Consider the following 14,335-nt stretch of genomic DNA (forward strand, 5'->3'; position numbering starts at 1 on the left):
AATAAAATGGAAAGTAACATATTAAATCTTTTGGGTCTTGGAAACATAGATCCTGCAATTTTTATCTTGGCACTTTTAGCATTAGTATTAATTCTTCTACTTATTGTTATCATACAAGGATGCAAGATAAGTAAAGTATCAAAGAAGTTTAATAAGTTCATGACAGGAAAAGATGCGAAATCACTTGAAGATGAAATCGTAGATCTTTTTCACGAAAACAAAATGATAAGAGCGGAGAACGATAAAAACCGTAAGGACATTCAGGACATCAACAAAAGAATGCAGAGAACCTTCCAGAAAATCGGACTTGAGAAATATGATGCATTTAGTCAGATGGGTGGACAGCTCAGCTTCGCACTTTGTATGCTCGATGAAAATGACAACGGATTCCTTATGAATTCAGTTCACAGCACAGACGGACTTAACTATTCATATTCGAAAGTTATCAACGCCGGAATAGCAGATGTTGAACTCAGTGATGAGGAAAAGAAGGCATTGGATAGTGCACGCGAAAGTGTAAGAAGATAAGAATAAAATATATAAACATACATGGAGGAGATCAAAATGATCGACATAAAATTTTTACGTGAAAACCCTGATGTGGTAAGAGAGAACATCAAGAACAAATTTCAGGATGAGAAACTTCCTCTAGTAGATGAGATTATAAAACTCGACGAAGCAAGAAGAACAAACCAGCAAGAAGCGGATGAGATCCGTGCACATAAGAATAAGATTTCTAAAGAAATCGGTGCAATGATGGCACAGGGTAAAAAAGAAGAAGCAATGGCCCTCAAGGATGAAGTTGCAAAAGAAGCAAAGCGTCTTGAAGAACTCGAAGAGAATCAGAAGAAACTTGATGAAGAAGTTACAAATAAGATGATGATCATTCCTCAGATCATCGACAAATCTGTTCCTATTGGAAAAGATGATTCTGAGAATGTTGAGATTGAGAAGTTCGGTGAACCTGTTGTTCCCGATTTCGAGATTCCTTATCACACAGATATTATGGAGAGCTTCTGCGGAATCGATCTTGATGCTGCAAGAAGAGTTGCAGGTAACGGATTCTATTATCTGCTTGGTGATATTGCAAGACTTCACTCTGCAGTAATTTCTTACGCAAGAGATTTCATGATTGACAGAGGATTTACATATTGTGTTCCTCCTTTCATGATTCATGGAAATGTAGTAGCAGGAGTTATGAGTTTCCCTGAGATGGAAGCTATGATGTATAAGATTGAGGGAGAAGATCTTTACCTCATCGGAACAAGTGAGCATTCAATGATCGGTAAGTTCATTGATCAGATTATTCCAGAGGAAGAACTTCCTATGCCTCTTACAAGTTACTCACCTTGTTTCAGAAAAGAAAAAGGTGCGCATGGAATTGAGGAGAGAGGTGTATACAGAATTCACCAGTTCGAGAAGCAGGAGATGGTTGTAATCTGTAAGCCCGAAGAGTCAAAAGATTGGTATGAGAAACTTTGGAAGAATACAGTAGATCTTTTCAGATCAATGGACATTCCCGTACGTACACTTGAGTGCTGCTCAGGAGATCTTGCAGATCTTAAGTGCAAGTCATGTGACGTAGAGGCATGGTCACCCAGACAGAAGAAGTACTTCGAAGTTGGAAGTTGTTCTAACCTTGGAGATGCACAGGCAAGAAGACTTAAGATCAGAATCAAAGGTAAGGATGGAAACTACCTCGCACACACACTTAACAACACAGTAGTTGCTCCTCCGAGAATGCTTATTGCTTTCCTTGAGAATAACCTTCAGGCAGATGGAAGCGTAAAGATTCCTGAAGTTCTTCGTCCTTACATGGGAGGAAAAGAAGTACTTATTCCTAAGAAGAAATAATAACAGCAGTAGAAAGGTGAAAATATTCCTTGCATAAATTTCTAAGAGCAGTCGGTTTTTCTAAAATAAAAGACAGGAATGAGTTGACCGGATTAATTACCGATTCTATTCAGAAATCTTCAAGAAGAGGATATGTGTCCATAGAGGATAATGTTATTCTTGCGGAGTTCATGCATGACTATGCAAATGAAAAAATAGGACTCGCGGTATGTGGGGAATTTGATGAACAAGATAAGTTTATATATGAATATTATTATCCGTACTTAGTCCCTTCGCAGATCAGTACGGAAGAAGATATAACAATAGAACGCCATGCAGCCCAATATTCATATGCAGGAATCTGTAATGAAAACAGGGTTGGCGTTTCACTTATCTTTTACCTTCAGAATATAATTCCTTACATCAAGTATGAGAATGAGGATCACTTTCCTGTCAGAGGAACAACACTTAGTTTGTCTGCGCTGTCAATAAAGGGTCAGATAATGATGCCGATTGCAAAGACAGAGCAACAAATAGAAGTGGCCAAAAAGAAAACCAGTTATAGGAACAAACTTATAGATAATGCAAGACGAGGTGATGAAGCAGCGATTGAATCACTGACTCTTGACGACATGGATATATATACAACGCTTTCAAGAAAAATCAGAAAGCAGGATGTGTATAGTCTTGTTGATACGTATTTTATGCCATACGGAGTTGAGTGCGATCACTACTCCGTTTTGGGAGAGATAGTCAAAGTTGATAAGACGGAGAACTATCTGACAAAAGAAGTTATACACATAATGAGGATTAATTGTAACGGACTTGAGTTTGACTTGTGTATAAACGATGCCGACTTGCTTGGCGAACCGGCAGTCGGAAGAAGATTTAAAGGTAACATTTGGATGCAGGGATATATCAATTTTCCCGGAACAAATTAATAGAGAAGGAGAAAATGGATATGGCTACACCTCATAACAGTGCCGAAAAAGGCGACATCGCAAAGACCGTGCTTATGCCCGGCGATCCACTCAGAGCAAAATTCATTGCAGAGAATTTCCTCACAGACGTTAAGTGCTTTAATGAAGTAAGAGGAATGCTTGGATTTACAGGTAAGTATCAGGGAAAAGAAGTGTCTGTAATGGGACATGGAATGGGAATTCCTTCAATCGGAATCTACACTTATGAACTTTTTAACTTTTATGATGTGGATAACATCATTAGAGTTGGAAGTGCCGGTGGATTAAAAGAGGATGTTAATGTAATGGACATCGTCTTCGCAATGGGTGCTCACACAGATTCCAACTACGGATTCCAGTTTGGACTTCCCGGAACATTCTGTCCGACAGCAAGTTATGACTTGTTAGAGAAAGCAGTAAACATAGCGAGAGAGAAGAAGGTAAAATTCCATGTAGGTAACGTACTTTCTTCAGATGCATTTTATAAGAAGTGCAACGAGAGCGAACTCTACAAGAACATGGGAGCACTCGCAGTCGAAATGGAGACAGTAGCACTTTACATGAATGCAGCAGAAGCTAAGAAGAATGCACTTACAATCCTTACAATATCAGACCATCTCTTCAAGGCAGGAGAACTTACTGCAAAAGAAAGAGAGACAGGATTTACTGATATGATGGAGATTGCACTTAAGACAGCAATCCAGCTTTGAGAGTGAATCAGATTATTGAATATTTGAAATAAAAATATTTATAAGTATTGCAAAACACAATTTTCAGGGAAGCGCTTTGTTATGCGTTTCCCTTGAATTGTGCCTCAGATTGTGCTAATATACAAAGGTCATGTTTGCGTAGCTCAGTTGGATAGAGCGTCCGCCTCCTAAGCGGAAGGTCGTGCGTTCGAATCGCATCGCGAACATTTTAAGGGAAGCTTTTTAATAGGGCTTCTCTTTTTTTGCATATACAAGAAAATAGAAAAATAATATTCAGATAATGTAAGTGAGAGCAAAGGAGGCGTTATGGAAATCTGGGATGCATATGTTGAAAACTTTAATAAGGTTGATGGAGTAACATTGATTCGAGATGAAGAAATACCTGACGGATATTATCATCTTGTAAGTGAGATAATCGTAAGACATACTGATGGAACTTATCTTATGATGCAAAGAGATTTTAGGAAGCATCTTGGTGGAAAGTGGGAATTAACAGCAGGAGGATCAGCTCTTCAAGGAGAAGATTCGCTGGCATGTGCAATAAGAGAGCTCAGAGAAGAGACAGGGATAGCTACTAATAATTTAGTTAGAGTAGGATGTGTACAACATTGTGGATACAAAACATTCTATGAAATATATATGTGTATAACAGATATTCCAAAAAACAGAATCATTTTACAGGAAGGAGAGACTTCTTCATACAATTGGGTTAGTGTAGATGAACTTTCGAAAATGCCAATTGAAACATTTGCATCGGTACGTTCTCAACAGTTCATTGAAGAATTTAAAAGATAATAACAATTATGTGGATAAAATTAGAAAGGTAAATTGACAGATTTTTTTGAATATTGTATATTAAATTCAATATTATTATAAAGGATGATTCGTATGAGTTTATTACTGACAAACAGCTTAAGGAGCAGACAGAGGAGACATAAGTTCTTGTAACTATCGCAGATAATTCGCATGGTTGCAAGAACGTATGTCTTGTTGCCGTGCGGTGCTGTTAATAAGTAATATAAAGCAGAACCGTAATTGATTTAGCAGATTGCTGTAAATCTATTGCGGTTCTTTTTTTATCAAAAAATATCAAGAAAGGAATTGAAACATGAAAGAAGAAATTTGTAAAGTCGTTGCAGAAATTTTGGGATTATCAGATTCGGAGATTACTATTCTCATAGAAACGCCGCCGGATAGTAAAATGGGTGACATGGCAATTCCGTGTTTTGGTTTTGCCAAGCTGTTACATAAAAATCCGGCACTGATAGCTACTGAGATTAAAAAAGGATTAGACCAAAAGAAGAATCAACTTGGATTGGATGAAGTACTTTCAGTTAATGGATACTGCAACATATTTGTGAATCGAATGCTCTTTACGGAAAAAGTACTAAAACAAGTAGTAAAGGAGAATCTTGGTGTTGAGAAAATCGGAAATAATAAAACTGTCTGCATGGATTACTCTTCACCAAACATCGCCAAGAACTTTCATGTAGGACATTTGCGAACTACAGTTATTGGAAATGCATTATATAAAATCCATGAAAAACTTGGATATAAAGTTGTCCGGATTAATCATCTCGGAGACTGGGGCACGCAGTTTGGAAAACTGATAGTGGCATATAAAAAATGGAGTAGCAAGGAAGAGGTTGAGAAAAAAGGAATACAGGAGCTTCTTAATATCTATGTGAAATTCAACAATGAGAAAGAAGAACATCCGGAGCTTATGGATGAAGCGCGAGATTGGTTTGTAAAGATGGAACATGGTGATGAAGAGGCTTTATCAATATGGGAGTGGTTTAAAGATATCAGTATAGTGGAATTCGAGCGCGTCTATGATATGCTTGGAATTTCTTTTGACTCATATACAGGAGAAAGCTTCTATCGCGAAAAGGTTCCGGCACTTGTAGAACTGTTAAAAGAGAAAAAGCTTCTTATAGAAAGTCAGGGGGCAAACGTAATAGATCTTTCTGATTATAATATGCCACCATGCATGATCACTAAAAAAGATGGAAGCTCAATCTATCATTCTCGCGATATTGCCGCTGTTCTTTACCGCAAGGAAAAGTATAACTTTGATAAATGCCTCTATGTGACAGGACTTGAGCAGTCGCTTCACTTTAAGCAGGTGTTTAAGGCAATAGAACTTATGGGATATGATTTTTATAAGGAACTTGTTCATGTTCCTTATGGTCTGGTGAGTCTTGATGGTGAGAAACTTTCAACTCGTACAGGCAATATCATCTATGCAGAAGATATACTTAAAGAAGCAATCAAACGAGCAGAAGATTTAATAGAAGAAAAGAATCCGTCGCTTGATAACAAGGAAGAAGTTGCAAAGCAGGTAGGAATCGGAGCTGTTATATTCCATGATCTGTTCAATCAGCGAATAAAGAATATCAACTTCTCATGGAAGGAAGTGCTTAGCTTTGACGGTACGACAGGTCCTTATGTTCAATATACTTATGCTCGGGCTAAGAGTATACTTCGTAAGTATGGAAAAGAAATACAATATGAAGTAACAGACTATCAGGCACTTATAGATGATATTTCTTTTGCCCTGATAAAAAACTATAGGTGGATATGAAAAGGCCGTGAGTAGTGCAGCTGAAAGTTATGAACCCTCCGTAGTTGCAAGATATTTGATAAACTTATGCTCTGATTTTAATAAGTTTTACCAGGAATGCCCGATTTTAAAGGAAAAAAATGAAAAGAAAAAAGAAGCAAAATTACAACTGGTAAATATTACTGCAAAGATAATTTCCGAAGGATGTGGACTTCTTGGTATGGAATGTCCGGAAGAAATGTAAAACTGGAAGGTGAAAAAATGCATTTTACAAATACAAAGGGGATCCTGTCAGGAAAATACTTAAACTTTTATGAAGAATTAAGCTGATATCTTGATTAATCATTAGAGCGTTGCTAAGATGTAATTGACAGAAATGTTAGGTGAGCTGACACCTTAAAAATCTGACATTTATGCCGCATATAGAAGGGCGGACAGTTGGCGAGCAACAGAAAAAACTCGACATTTAAGCTGGATTTAAAGGCCAGACAGTTGGCAGACAACAGAAAAATCAGCGTACAGACTATGTTGAGGTTGTCCTTATGGACAACCTCTTTTTTGGGAGTTTTAATGAAAATCAACAAAAAGGATGCAATTCGTATTATTACGGAGGCGGCTAAAAAGTATGAAGAATGCCTCAATAATAATACATTTTTGATAGTTTATGAAAAGTTAGGAATTCAGGAATATGTTGAAATCAGCTTTAGAGATATGTTTTTTTTGCATCTGACGGGAATAACAACTAAGCTTTCTGCACAGAGATTTTACAAAGCATGTATTGCAAATAAACTTTCAGATTCGGATATTACAATAGACAATAAGGGGAAAGTTGAACAGAAGCTGGCTGTGATACCTTATCTTCATGAGTTGTTGTTCAATAATTGTATGATTGGCGATTTTATAAACAGTGGCATAAAGATTAGAGCTGATTATTTTGTTGGCGATACAAAATTTGTATTAAGCTTAGGTGTAAAGAAAAATAGGAAAACGGATATTCCTGTATCTCTATATAAAGAAGATGTAAGAAAGTTGATTGCGCCTAAAAATAAAGTTCTGCTCATTATGAAAAAGAAATATAATGAGGAAAAATATTCTGAAAAAACTTTTATTTCTAAGAAATTTGATATTAAACAGCTAAACATATGTAATGATATAGTTTCCATTTCAGGATTAATGGACAAAGAAGTAATATGAAAAGAGATTATTCATTCGACAACATGAAAGTACTGCTGATAACTTTGGTAGTATTTGGGCATGCACTTGAGGAGTTTGGGACAACTGGAAAGTTGGGACTTATAAGGGCGGTGATCTATTCATTCCACATGCCGCTCTTTATTTTTATATCCGGATATTTTTCGAAGTCAGATGCTAAGCCGGACAAATTATTAAAGACAACGATTATTCCGTTCATTATATTTAACACAATCTGGCTGTTTACTCAGGGAACTGCGATCAACAGAATAAATTTCTTTAAACCTATATATGTATTTTGGTATCTGCTGAGTCTTTTTTTCTGGAGAGTTACCGTAAAATATTTTGACAGGGTAAAAGGAATAGTAATACTGGCATTCATCGTGGGAATATATTGTGGATGCATAGGAGAAGCGGAGAGGTTTTTTTTCAATATCCAGAACCGTATCGTTTTTCCCGTATTTCATACTCGGTTACAAATTCAAAAAAGAAAGTATAGAAAAAATTAGAAAAATTCCTAAGATATACAGTATCGTAGCAATCATCGTAGCTTTCGCAATTACTATATACTTAAATATCAGAGGCATAATGCCTGTCAAAATGTATGAACTTATCCAGTCGTATAGCGCAACAAAACTTGATAACATTCACGGAATGATATTGAGGGGAACAATCTACATTATAGCCGTAGTCATCATATTCGCATTAGTAAATCTCATGCCAGATAAAGAATTTCCGATTACAATATACGGACAGCGAACTCTTTGTATCTATGTCCTTTCAAGTTTTGTGATCATTCCTATACACAGGCTTATGACAAATACGGGTATAATCATAGAAGAAACGTTCCTTCAAATAATAATTGCACTTGGCATTTCAGTACTGACATTTATGATCACAGGAAGCAAGTATGTGAACAAAGGGTATAACACACTCATGGATAAAATATGTTATTATCTCATAGAAGCTATATAACACAATAACTAAGGCAGGAGAAAAGGCTTGATGAAAAACAATATTGAATGGATCTTTTTTGATGTGGGTTCTACTTTGGTAAATGAAGAAAAGGTTTATTGTCACAGGCTACAGGATATCGCGGACGCTGCCGGTGAGCCGTTTGAAAAAATATATAACATGGCAATAGACTTATACAAAAATAATAAGAAGGGCGATCTGGAATTAACACGGAAATATAAAGTCTCAGGTTCAAAGTGGTATTTAGAAGAAGAGGAATTATTCGGGGATACAGAAGAAACTTTGAATGCATTAAGCCAAAATTATAAGATAGGTATTATAGCCAATCAGCCTATAGGAACAGCAGAAAGACTTGAAAAATTCGGTATTAAAAAATATATAGATCTTATAATTGCATCAGCTGAAGAAGGTGTGGAAAAACCTGACAAAAGAATCTTTAATATTGCATTGTCTAAAGCTTCTTGCAATCCGGAAAATGCGGTAATGATAGGTGACCGAATTGATAATGACATAGTTCCTGCAAAAGAATTGGGAATGAAAACGATATGGATAAAACAAGGATTTGGTAAATATTGGAATATAACCGGAGAAAATGAAATTTCGGATGAAGAGATAAATAGTCTGTCAGAATTAAAGGAAAGATTTTTATAAAAAAAAGCATAAGATTTTGCAACATGAGCAAAATCTTATGCTTTTTATGTAGGTAGAAATGATTAAGCTACTTTGCTTTCATCGTTTTTTTTCTCAGACTTCTGCTTGAGAAGAGTCTTTGCAGAAATAACTGAAAGTACAACTGAGAGTACTACGAGAAGCACAGCGATAAGTGCCTGAATAAGTGCCCAAACATCTGCAGATCCTGATGTGTAAGCTGTAAGCTTAGCAGTGATTGTCTGAATGAGTGAGCAGATTGTAACAGCAAGCATGAATACCATAGGAATGTAGAACATCTTATTGTTCTTACCTACAGCACCGAGCCATGTGCAAACTGCAAGAAGACCGATAGCTGCAAGAAGCTGGTTAGCTGCACCGAACAATGGCCAAATCTTGGTGTAACCTGTCATACCAAGTGCAACACCGAGTACAACTGTGATTGCTGTAGCAACATAAGGATTTGCAAGAACCTTCTTGTAACCTGTTGCATCTTTTGCTGTCTGTCCCTGCTCAAGGAAGAATTCCTGGAACATGTATCTTGCAAGACGAGTAGCGGTATCAAGAGATGTGAGACAGAAAACTGAAACCGCAAGGATGAGCATCTGGTACATAATGTCTTTTGCACCGGGAGCGAATGATCCGATCATTGCTGAAAGTCCGCCGGCAAATACCTGAGTAGGGCTTGCGTATGTTCCGTCTGAAGCAGCTGCCCAAACAAAGCCAACTGCAAGAAGAGAGATAACTGCAACTACACACTCGATAAGCATTGAACCGTAAGCTACAGGCTTAGCATCTTTTTCATTATCAAGCTGCTTAGCTGTTGTTCCTGATGAAACAAGTGAGTGGAAACCTGAAATAGCACCGCAAGCGATTGTAACAAAGAGGGCAGGAAAAGCAGTACCTGTTGTAAATACGCCTGTTCCCTTAAGAGCTGCATCGCCCATAGCAGGAATCTGGAATGAACCGTTACCTGTAACAACAGCTCCAAGAACTGCGATGACACCTGCTCCAATCATGAAGTAAAGAAGGAAAGAGCTGAGGTAATCTCTTGGCTGTAACAAGATCCAAACAGGAGTAACGGATGCAATCAAAATATATACACCGATAACCCACATCCATGCATTGTAAGAAAGTGCGATAGGATGGAAGTTAAGACCGATGGCAACAACTGCAACGATTCCAAGACATCCGAAAACAGAAGCAACTCCGATGGGAGCATTCTTTCTGTAAACGAAGAATCCAAATACCATCGCAAGAAGGATGAAAAGGATTGATATCATAGCGGTTGACTGATTAGCTGCAAGTGTAGGTCCTTCAACTGCTGCGCCTGTTGATGTTGTAACACCGAATGTGCTTGCAACAATTGAGCTGAAAGCAGCAACGACCAAAAGAAGAGTAAGGTAGCCAAATGTGATAAAGAGTCTCTTAGCTTTTTTGCCCATTGAATCATCGATGATCTCACCGATTGACTGACCCTTGTGGCGAAGTGAAGCGAAGAGAGCACCAAAATCATGTACTCCTCCAAAGAAAATGCCTCCGATGATTACCCATAATAAAACGGGAATCCATCCGAAAACGGCTGCCTGAATAGGTCCGTTGATAGGGCCTGCTCCGGCGATTGATGAAAAGTGGTGACCCATGAGAACAGGTGCTTTGGCAGGAACATAGTCGATACCATCTTCGAGCTCATGCGCAGGTGTTTTCTGTGAAGGGTCAATTCCCCATTGCTTTGCGAGCCAGCTACCGTAAAATACATATCCGGCAGCAAGAAGCGCAACGCTTACTAAAAGTATTACTGCTGCATTCATAACAATTCCTCCATTTTTTTGTATATATCAAAGAGCAGAGATTTTAGCTCTTTGCCGACGTAATTGGTAAAGACCTCCTTGGTGTCCATGGTCGCAACGGCGAGTCTTGCTTCGCTGTGACCTCTGAAGTTAAGAAGATATCCCTTATCAAAATGAAATTTCTTAATCAGTTTTTTTGTCTGAGGATCGGGAGCAGAATCGCATAACACAACAAAAGTAATGTAAGAGATCATGTGATCCTTTTCGGGATACTTATCATTCTTGCGGACAAATTCAGGCTCTATCTTTTGAATGATCAGCTCTTTTATCTCATCAATTTTTTCCGGTGAAAAAGAATTCTCTTTTATAAAAAAAAACATGTTCAAAAGTTTTGACAGCCCAAAGCTGAGCTTCTTTTCTAAGAACATATTTCTCACTCATCGAATGAAAAAAGGCATAGGCAGGGAAAAGGATTTCACCAAATTTATAGTTTTCTGTGACATCGAAATTTGCCTGATACCGGCGTAGAAGTTCTTGCAAATATGCGTCGGATGATACCATTGAAGTCACCTTACAAGTAAAAATTTCTTATTGATAATAAAGACCATATATACTTTATCACTTTGACGCGGTGTTGCAAAGAGGAAAATGCACTTTATTACAGTAAATAATATATAGAAGAAACAGAATGAAAATAATTGAAAATACGACAAAGATAATGCAGAAGCGTTGATAAAGACAAACTAATATGAAACCAATCTGCAATATAATGTATAATAAATTGGGAAAGAAAGTAGACGAAGGGAGACAAAATATGCCTTTTATAAATTCAAAAATAAGCATAACAATTTCAAAGGAACAGGAGACAAAGTTAAAGACAGAACTTGGAAAAGCAATAGAGCTCATTCCGGGAAAGAGTGAGAACTGGCTTATGACAGGGTTCGAAGACGGGTATCATTTGTACTTTAGAGGAGACAATTCTCTGCCTACAGCATTCGTTGAAGTAATGATATTTGGAAAAGCAAATCCGGATGCGTTTGAAAAGCTCACAGAAAAGATAACAGAAATCTTTGGTGATGTGCTCGATATTAAACCGGACCATATCTATATAAAATATACACCCGCAGATCAGTGGGGATGGAATGGAAGTAATTTCTGATATTGTCATATCATTTTTTCTACAAAAAATCTGTATGAAAAATAAGTCTGGAGGGAAGCAATGGAGAACAGACCTGTTGGAAGAAAAAAGAATGTCACTGAAGGAGGTTCCGGAGTACACAAAAGAGGCGAGGGACTCGGAACCGGTCCTGTAGGTAATAGCAGTGGGTATTCATCGGGATCCGGACCGTCGGAAAACGGCGGTGGAATGAAGCGCTCAGGGAGAGGGGTAAATCCACTCTTTATGATAATAGTGCTTTTGTTCCTGGCCGGAGGCGGTGGACTTTCGACTATGTTGGGAGGCGGACAGACTGATATATCGCCCGCAACTCAAACACCTGCAAATACCGCACAGAATTCACAGACTTCACAGGGCGGAAATTCAGGGGCAGCCGGATCGATTCTTGGCCAGCTTTTTGGTGGCTACGGTTCATACACAGGATCGGGAGCAAATTCGGCAACCTGGAGTGACACTCCAAACACAGGAAATCTTAACACAAGTGTGGACAGCAGAGCACGTGAAAAAAGGACTGTAATTAAGGGGAACGGACAGGATAATATCACGATTATGGTCTACATGTGCGGAGCAGATCTTGAGTCCCGAAACGGAATGGCTTCAAGGGACATTCAGGAGATGATGAAAGCAGACATTGGTGATAAGATAAATCTCCTTGTTTATACAGGCGGCTGTAAGCAGTGGCAGAACAATGTAATTTCCAATGCCACAAATCAGATATATCAGATAAAGGATGGTAAGCTTAATCCTCTTGTGAATAACGTAGGTAACTTACCTATGACAAAAGCAGAGACTTTGTCGGACTATATCAAGTGGTCTGCAAAGAACTTTCCTGCGGACAGATATGAGCTTATTTTTTGGGACCACGGCGGTGGGTCTACAGGTGGATACGGATACGATGAAAAATTCCAGACCGCAGGAGCCATGTCTTTGGCAGGAATTAATAAGGCACTTAAAGACGGCGGAGTGACGTTCGATTTTGTCGGCTTTGACACATGTCTTATGGCGACTGTTGAGAACGCCCTTGTAGTGTCTAATTACGCGGATTATCTCGTGGCATCCGAAGAGACAGAACCGGGAGTCGGTTGGTACTACACAGACTGGCTTACAGAACTTGGAAAAAATACATCGATGGAGACGATAAATATCGGAAAGAATATTATCGACTCTTTTACAAGCACATGTGCGCAGACTTGTCCGGGTCAAAAAACAACACTTTCAATAACAGATCTTGCGGAGATTTCGCAGACAGTTCCGACAGAGCTTGCCGACTTCTCAAAAAGCACCTCTGAAATGATAAATAGTGACAACTATAAAACGGTTTCAAATGCGAGAGGAAATACAAGAGAATTTGCGGCTTCTTCAAAGATAGATCAGGTCGATCTTGTGGACTTTGCAAACAGGGTTGGAACAGATGATGCAAAAGAACTTGTGGCGACCTTAAAAAGCGCAATAAAATACAACAAAACAAGCTCAAATATGACCAACTCGTACGGGCTTTCCATCTACTTCCCTTATAAGAAAACACATAAGGTAGATTCGATGGTAAATACCTATGAAGATATCGGCATGGATAAAGAGTATGCAAAGTGCATTCAGAACTTTGCTTCTATGGAGGTTGCGGGACAGGTTGCAGCGGGTGGTTCACAGACACCTTTACCATCCATTTTTGGAGAGCTTTCCGGAAGCGGAAATTCGGATGCTTCTGCGGAGATGATAACACAGCTTCTTACGACCTTCCTTTCAAGTGACTTTAGCAGCGTGTCGGGACTTAATTCTTCCAACACAGCATTCCTCGGTAAAAGTCTTGATGTGGAAAAGGCAGCAAAATACATTGCTTCTAACAGGTTTGATGAGTCCGCTCTTATGTGGACAAAAAATACTGCCGGAGAAGACGTTATAAGCCTGTCAGAAGACCAGTGGAAAATGGTACATGAACTCGACCTGAATATGTTCTATGATGACGGTGAGGGATACATAGACCTTGGAATGGATAATGTTTTCGACTTTGATGAGAGTGGAAATTTGAGGTCGCAGAACGACAAGACCTGGCTTGCAATTGACGGCAATGTTGTAGCCTACTATGTGGTAGACGTTCAGGTAACTGAAGAAAGCTATGCAATAACAGGCAGAGTTCCGTGTCTTTTAAATGGACAAAAAGCGAATCTCATTCTCGTGTTTGATTCGGACAATGAAGACGGGTATGTTGCTGGTGTTTGCTATGACTACGTTGAAGGCGAGACAGAGACCATAGCAAAGAACCTCACAGAATTGCAGGCGGGAGATGAGATTGATTTTACCTGTGATTTCTACGGATATGACAGGGCTTTCAAGAAGGCTTATTTACTGGGAGAAAAATACACAGTAAAAGGGGCAATGTCCGATATGAAAATAAGCAATGTTCCCGTAGGTGACGGAGCGGTTCTTGAGACATATTGTTTCACAGATATTTACGGACAAAAATATTGGACAGAATCACTTAAACATTGATG

The 14,335-nt window shown here is 38.5% G+C and carries 15 protein-coding genes and 1 tRNA gene; 14 read left to right on the forward strand and 2 right to left on the reverse strand.

Annotation, left to right across the window (positions count from 1 at the left end; translation table 11 throughout):
* The first annotated feature begins 6 nt into the window (after positions 1-6).
* The 12 genes from CD00_RS0112680 to CD00_RS0112730 all read left to right on the forward strand — a co-directional run bounded on the left by CD00_RS0112680 (position 7) and on the right by CD00_RS0112730 (position 8,882).
* The gene (locus tag CD00_RS0112680) at positions 7-528 is read left to right on the forward strand and encodes a DUF4446 family protein (protein ID WP_026656309.1); all 522 of its coding nucleotides are present in this window, start codon (positions 7-9) and stop codon (positions 526-528) included.
* Positions 529-564: 36 nt separating this feature from the next.
* Positions 565-1,854: a serine--tRNA ligase gene (gene serS / locus CD00_RS0112685; protein WP_026513424.1), complete on the forward strand. Its 1,290-nt coding sequence runs from the start codon at positions 565-567 to the stop codon at positions 1,852-1,854.
* Positions 1,855-1,883: 29 nt separating this feature from the next.
* Positions 1,884-2,774 (forward strand): DUF3881 family protein, encoded by an 891-nt coding sequence (locus tag CD00_RS0112690; protein ID WP_026656310.1) that lies wholly within the window; start codon positions 1,884-1,886, stop codon positions 2,772-2,774.
* Positions 2,775-2,794: 20 nt separating this feature from the next.
* Positions 2,795-3,502 carry a purine-nucleoside phosphorylase gene (deoD, locus tag CD00_RS0112695; RefSeq protein WP_026656311.1) on the forward strand — a complete coding sequence of 236 codons (708 nt, stop codon included), beginning with the start codon at positions 2,795-2,797 and terminating at the stop codon, positions 3,500-3,502.
* A 132-nt stretch (positions 3,503-3,634) separates the two neighbouring features.
* Positions 3,635-3,708: transfer RNA gene (locus CD00_RS0112700), tRNA-Arg, on the forward strand.
* Between the two features lie 100 nt (positions 3,709-3,808).
* Positions 3,809-4,297, forward strand: a complete 489-nt coding sequence (locus CD00_RS0112705; protein WP_026656312.1) for an NUDIX hydrolase — start codon at positions 3,809-3,811, stop codon at positions 4,295-4,297.
* Between the two features lie 313 nt (positions 4,298-4,610).
* A complete protein-coding gene (gene argS / locus CD00_RS18335; protein WP_330370421.1) occupies positions 4,611-6,086 on the forward strand; it encodes an arginine--tRNA ligase in 1,476 nt (491 codons plus the stop codon).
* 7 nt (positions 6,087-6,093) lie between these two features.
* Complete coding sequence (locus tag CD00_RS21245; RefSeq protein ID WP_330370422.1) at positions 6,094-6,309, forward strand: DALR anticodon-binding domain-containing protein; 216 nt, start codon at positions 6,094-6,096, stop codon at positions 6,307-6,309.
* A 194-nt stretch (positions 6,310-6,503) separates the two neighbouring features.
* Positions 6,504-7,259 carry a PBECR4 domain-containing protein gene (locus tag CD00_RS19460; protein ID WP_207640499.1) on the forward strand — a complete coding sequence of 252 codons (756 nt, stop codon included), beginning with the start codon at positions 6,504-6,506 and terminating at the stop codon, positions 7,257-7,259.
* Positions 7,256-7,765 carry an acyltransferase family protein gene (locus CD00_RS0112720; RefSeq protein WP_026656314.1) on the forward strand — a complete coding sequence of 170 codons (510 nt, stop codon included), beginning with the start codon at positions 7,256-7,258 and terminating at the stop codon, positions 7,763-7,765. The genes CD00_RS19460 and CD00_RS0112720 overlap by 4 nt, the downstream gene beginning before the upstream one ends.
* Positions 7,766-7,844: 79 nt before the next feature.
* Complete coding sequence (locus CD00_RS0112725; protein ID WP_026656315.1) at positions 7,845-8,231, forward strand: hypothetical protein; 387 nt, start codon at positions 7,845-7,847, stop codon at positions 8,229-8,231.
* 30 nt (positions 8,232-8,261) lie between these two features.
* Complete coding sequence (locus tag CD00_RS0112730; RefSeq protein WP_034462121.1) at positions 8,262-8,882, forward strand: HAD family hydrolase; 621 nt, start codon at positions 8,262-8,264, stop codon at positions 8,880-8,882.
* 62 nt (positions 8,883-8,944) lie between these two features.
* On the opposite strand, the gene CD00_RS0112735 is transcribed toward CD00_RS0112730, so the two are convergent.
* Positions 8,945-10,690 (reverse strand): carbon starvation CstA family protein, encoded by a 1,746-nt coding sequence (locus tag CD00_RS0112735; protein WP_026656317.1) that lies wholly within the window; start codon positions 10,688-10,690, stop codon positions 8,945-8,947.
* Positions 10,687-11,049: a hypothetical protein gene (locus tag CD00_RS0112740; protein WP_207640500.1), complete on the reverse strand. Its 363-nt coding sequence runs from the start codon at positions 11,047-11,049 to the stop codon at positions 10,687-10,689. The genes CD00_RS0112735 and CD00_RS0112740 overlap by 4 nt, the downstream gene beginning before the upstream one ends.
* A 434-nt stretch (positions 11,050-11,483) precedes the next feature.
* Here CD00_RS0112740 and CD00_RS0112745 point away from each other — a divergent pair, with 434 nt between their 5' ends.
* Both CD00_RS0112745 and CD00_RS0112750 read left to right on the forward strand, forming a co-directional pair.
* Complete coding sequence (locus CD00_RS0112745) at positions 11,484-11,828, forward strand: phenylpyruvate tautomerase MIF-related protein (RefSeq protein WP_026513415.1); 345 nt, start codon at positions 11,484-11,486, stop codon at positions 11,826-11,828.
* Positions 11,829-11,888: 60 nt separating this feature from the next.
* Positions 11,889-14,333, forward strand: a complete 2,445-nt coding sequence (locus CD00_RS0112750) for a clostripain-related cysteine peptidase (protein ID WP_026656319.1) — start codon at positions 11,889-11,891, stop codon at positions 14,331-14,333.
* Positions 14,334-14,335: the final 2 nt, after the last annotated feature.

The sequence above is a fragment of the Butyrivibrio sp. AE3003 genome (genome assembly GCF_000686065.1).
Taxonomy (GTDB): Bacteria; Bacillota; Clostridia; order Lachnospirales; family Lachnospiraceae; genus Butyrivibrio; species Butyrivibrio hungatei_A.

What these genes read in the sequence shown, in the direction of transcription:
- CD00_RS0112745 (WP_026513415.1), top strand. Translation starts at nt 11,484, where the DNA reads ATGCCTTTTATAAATTCAAAAATAAGCATAACAATTTCAAAGGAACAG.
- CD00_RS0112720 (WP_026656314.1), top strand. Translation starts at nt 7,256, where the DNA reads ATGAAAAGAGATTATTCATTCGACAACATGAAAGTACTGCTGATAACT.
- deoD (WP_026656311.1), top strand. Translation starts at nt 2,795, where the DNA reads ATGGCTACACCTCATAACAGTGCCGAAAAAGGCGACATCGCAAAGACC.
- CD00_RS0112740 (WP_207640500.1), bottom strand. Translation starts at nt 11,049, where the DNA reads ATGTTTTTTTTTATAAAAGAGAATTCTTTTTCACCGGAAAAAATTGAT.
- CD00_RS0112735 (WP_026656317.1), bottom strand. Translation starts at nt 10,690, where the DNA reads ATGAATGCAGCAGTAATACTTTTAGTAAGCGTTGCGCTTCTTGCTGCC.
- serS (WP_026513424.1), top strand. Translation starts at nt 565, where the DNA reads ATGATCGACATAAAATTTTTACGTGAAAACCCTGATGTGGTAAGAGAG.
- CD00_RS0112725 (WP_026656315.1), top strand. Translation starts at nt 7,845, where the DNA reads ATGCCTGTCAAAATGTATGAACTTATCCAGTCGTATAGCGCAACAAAA.
- CD00_RS0112705 (WP_026656312.1), top strand. Translation starts at nt 3,809, where the DNA reads ATGGAAATCTGGGATGCATATGTTGAAAACTTTAATAAGGTTGATGGA.
- CD00_RS0112730 (WP_034462121.1), top strand. Translation starts at nt 8,262, where the DNA reads ATGAAAAACAATATTGAATGGATCTTTTTTGATGTGGGTTCTACTTTG.
- CD00_RS0112750 (WP_026656319.1), top strand. Translation starts at nt 11,889, where the DNA reads ATGGAGAACAGACCTGTTGGAAGAAAAAAGAATGTCACTGAAGGAGGT.
- CD00_RS0112680 (WP_026656309.1), top strand. Translation starts at nt 7, where the DNA reads ATGGAAAGTAACATATTAAATCTTTTGGGTCTTGGAAACATAGATCCT.
- argS (WP_330370421.1), top strand. Translation starts at nt 4,611, where the DNA reads ATGAAAGAAGAAATTTGTAAAGTCGTTGCAGAAATTTTGGGATTATCA.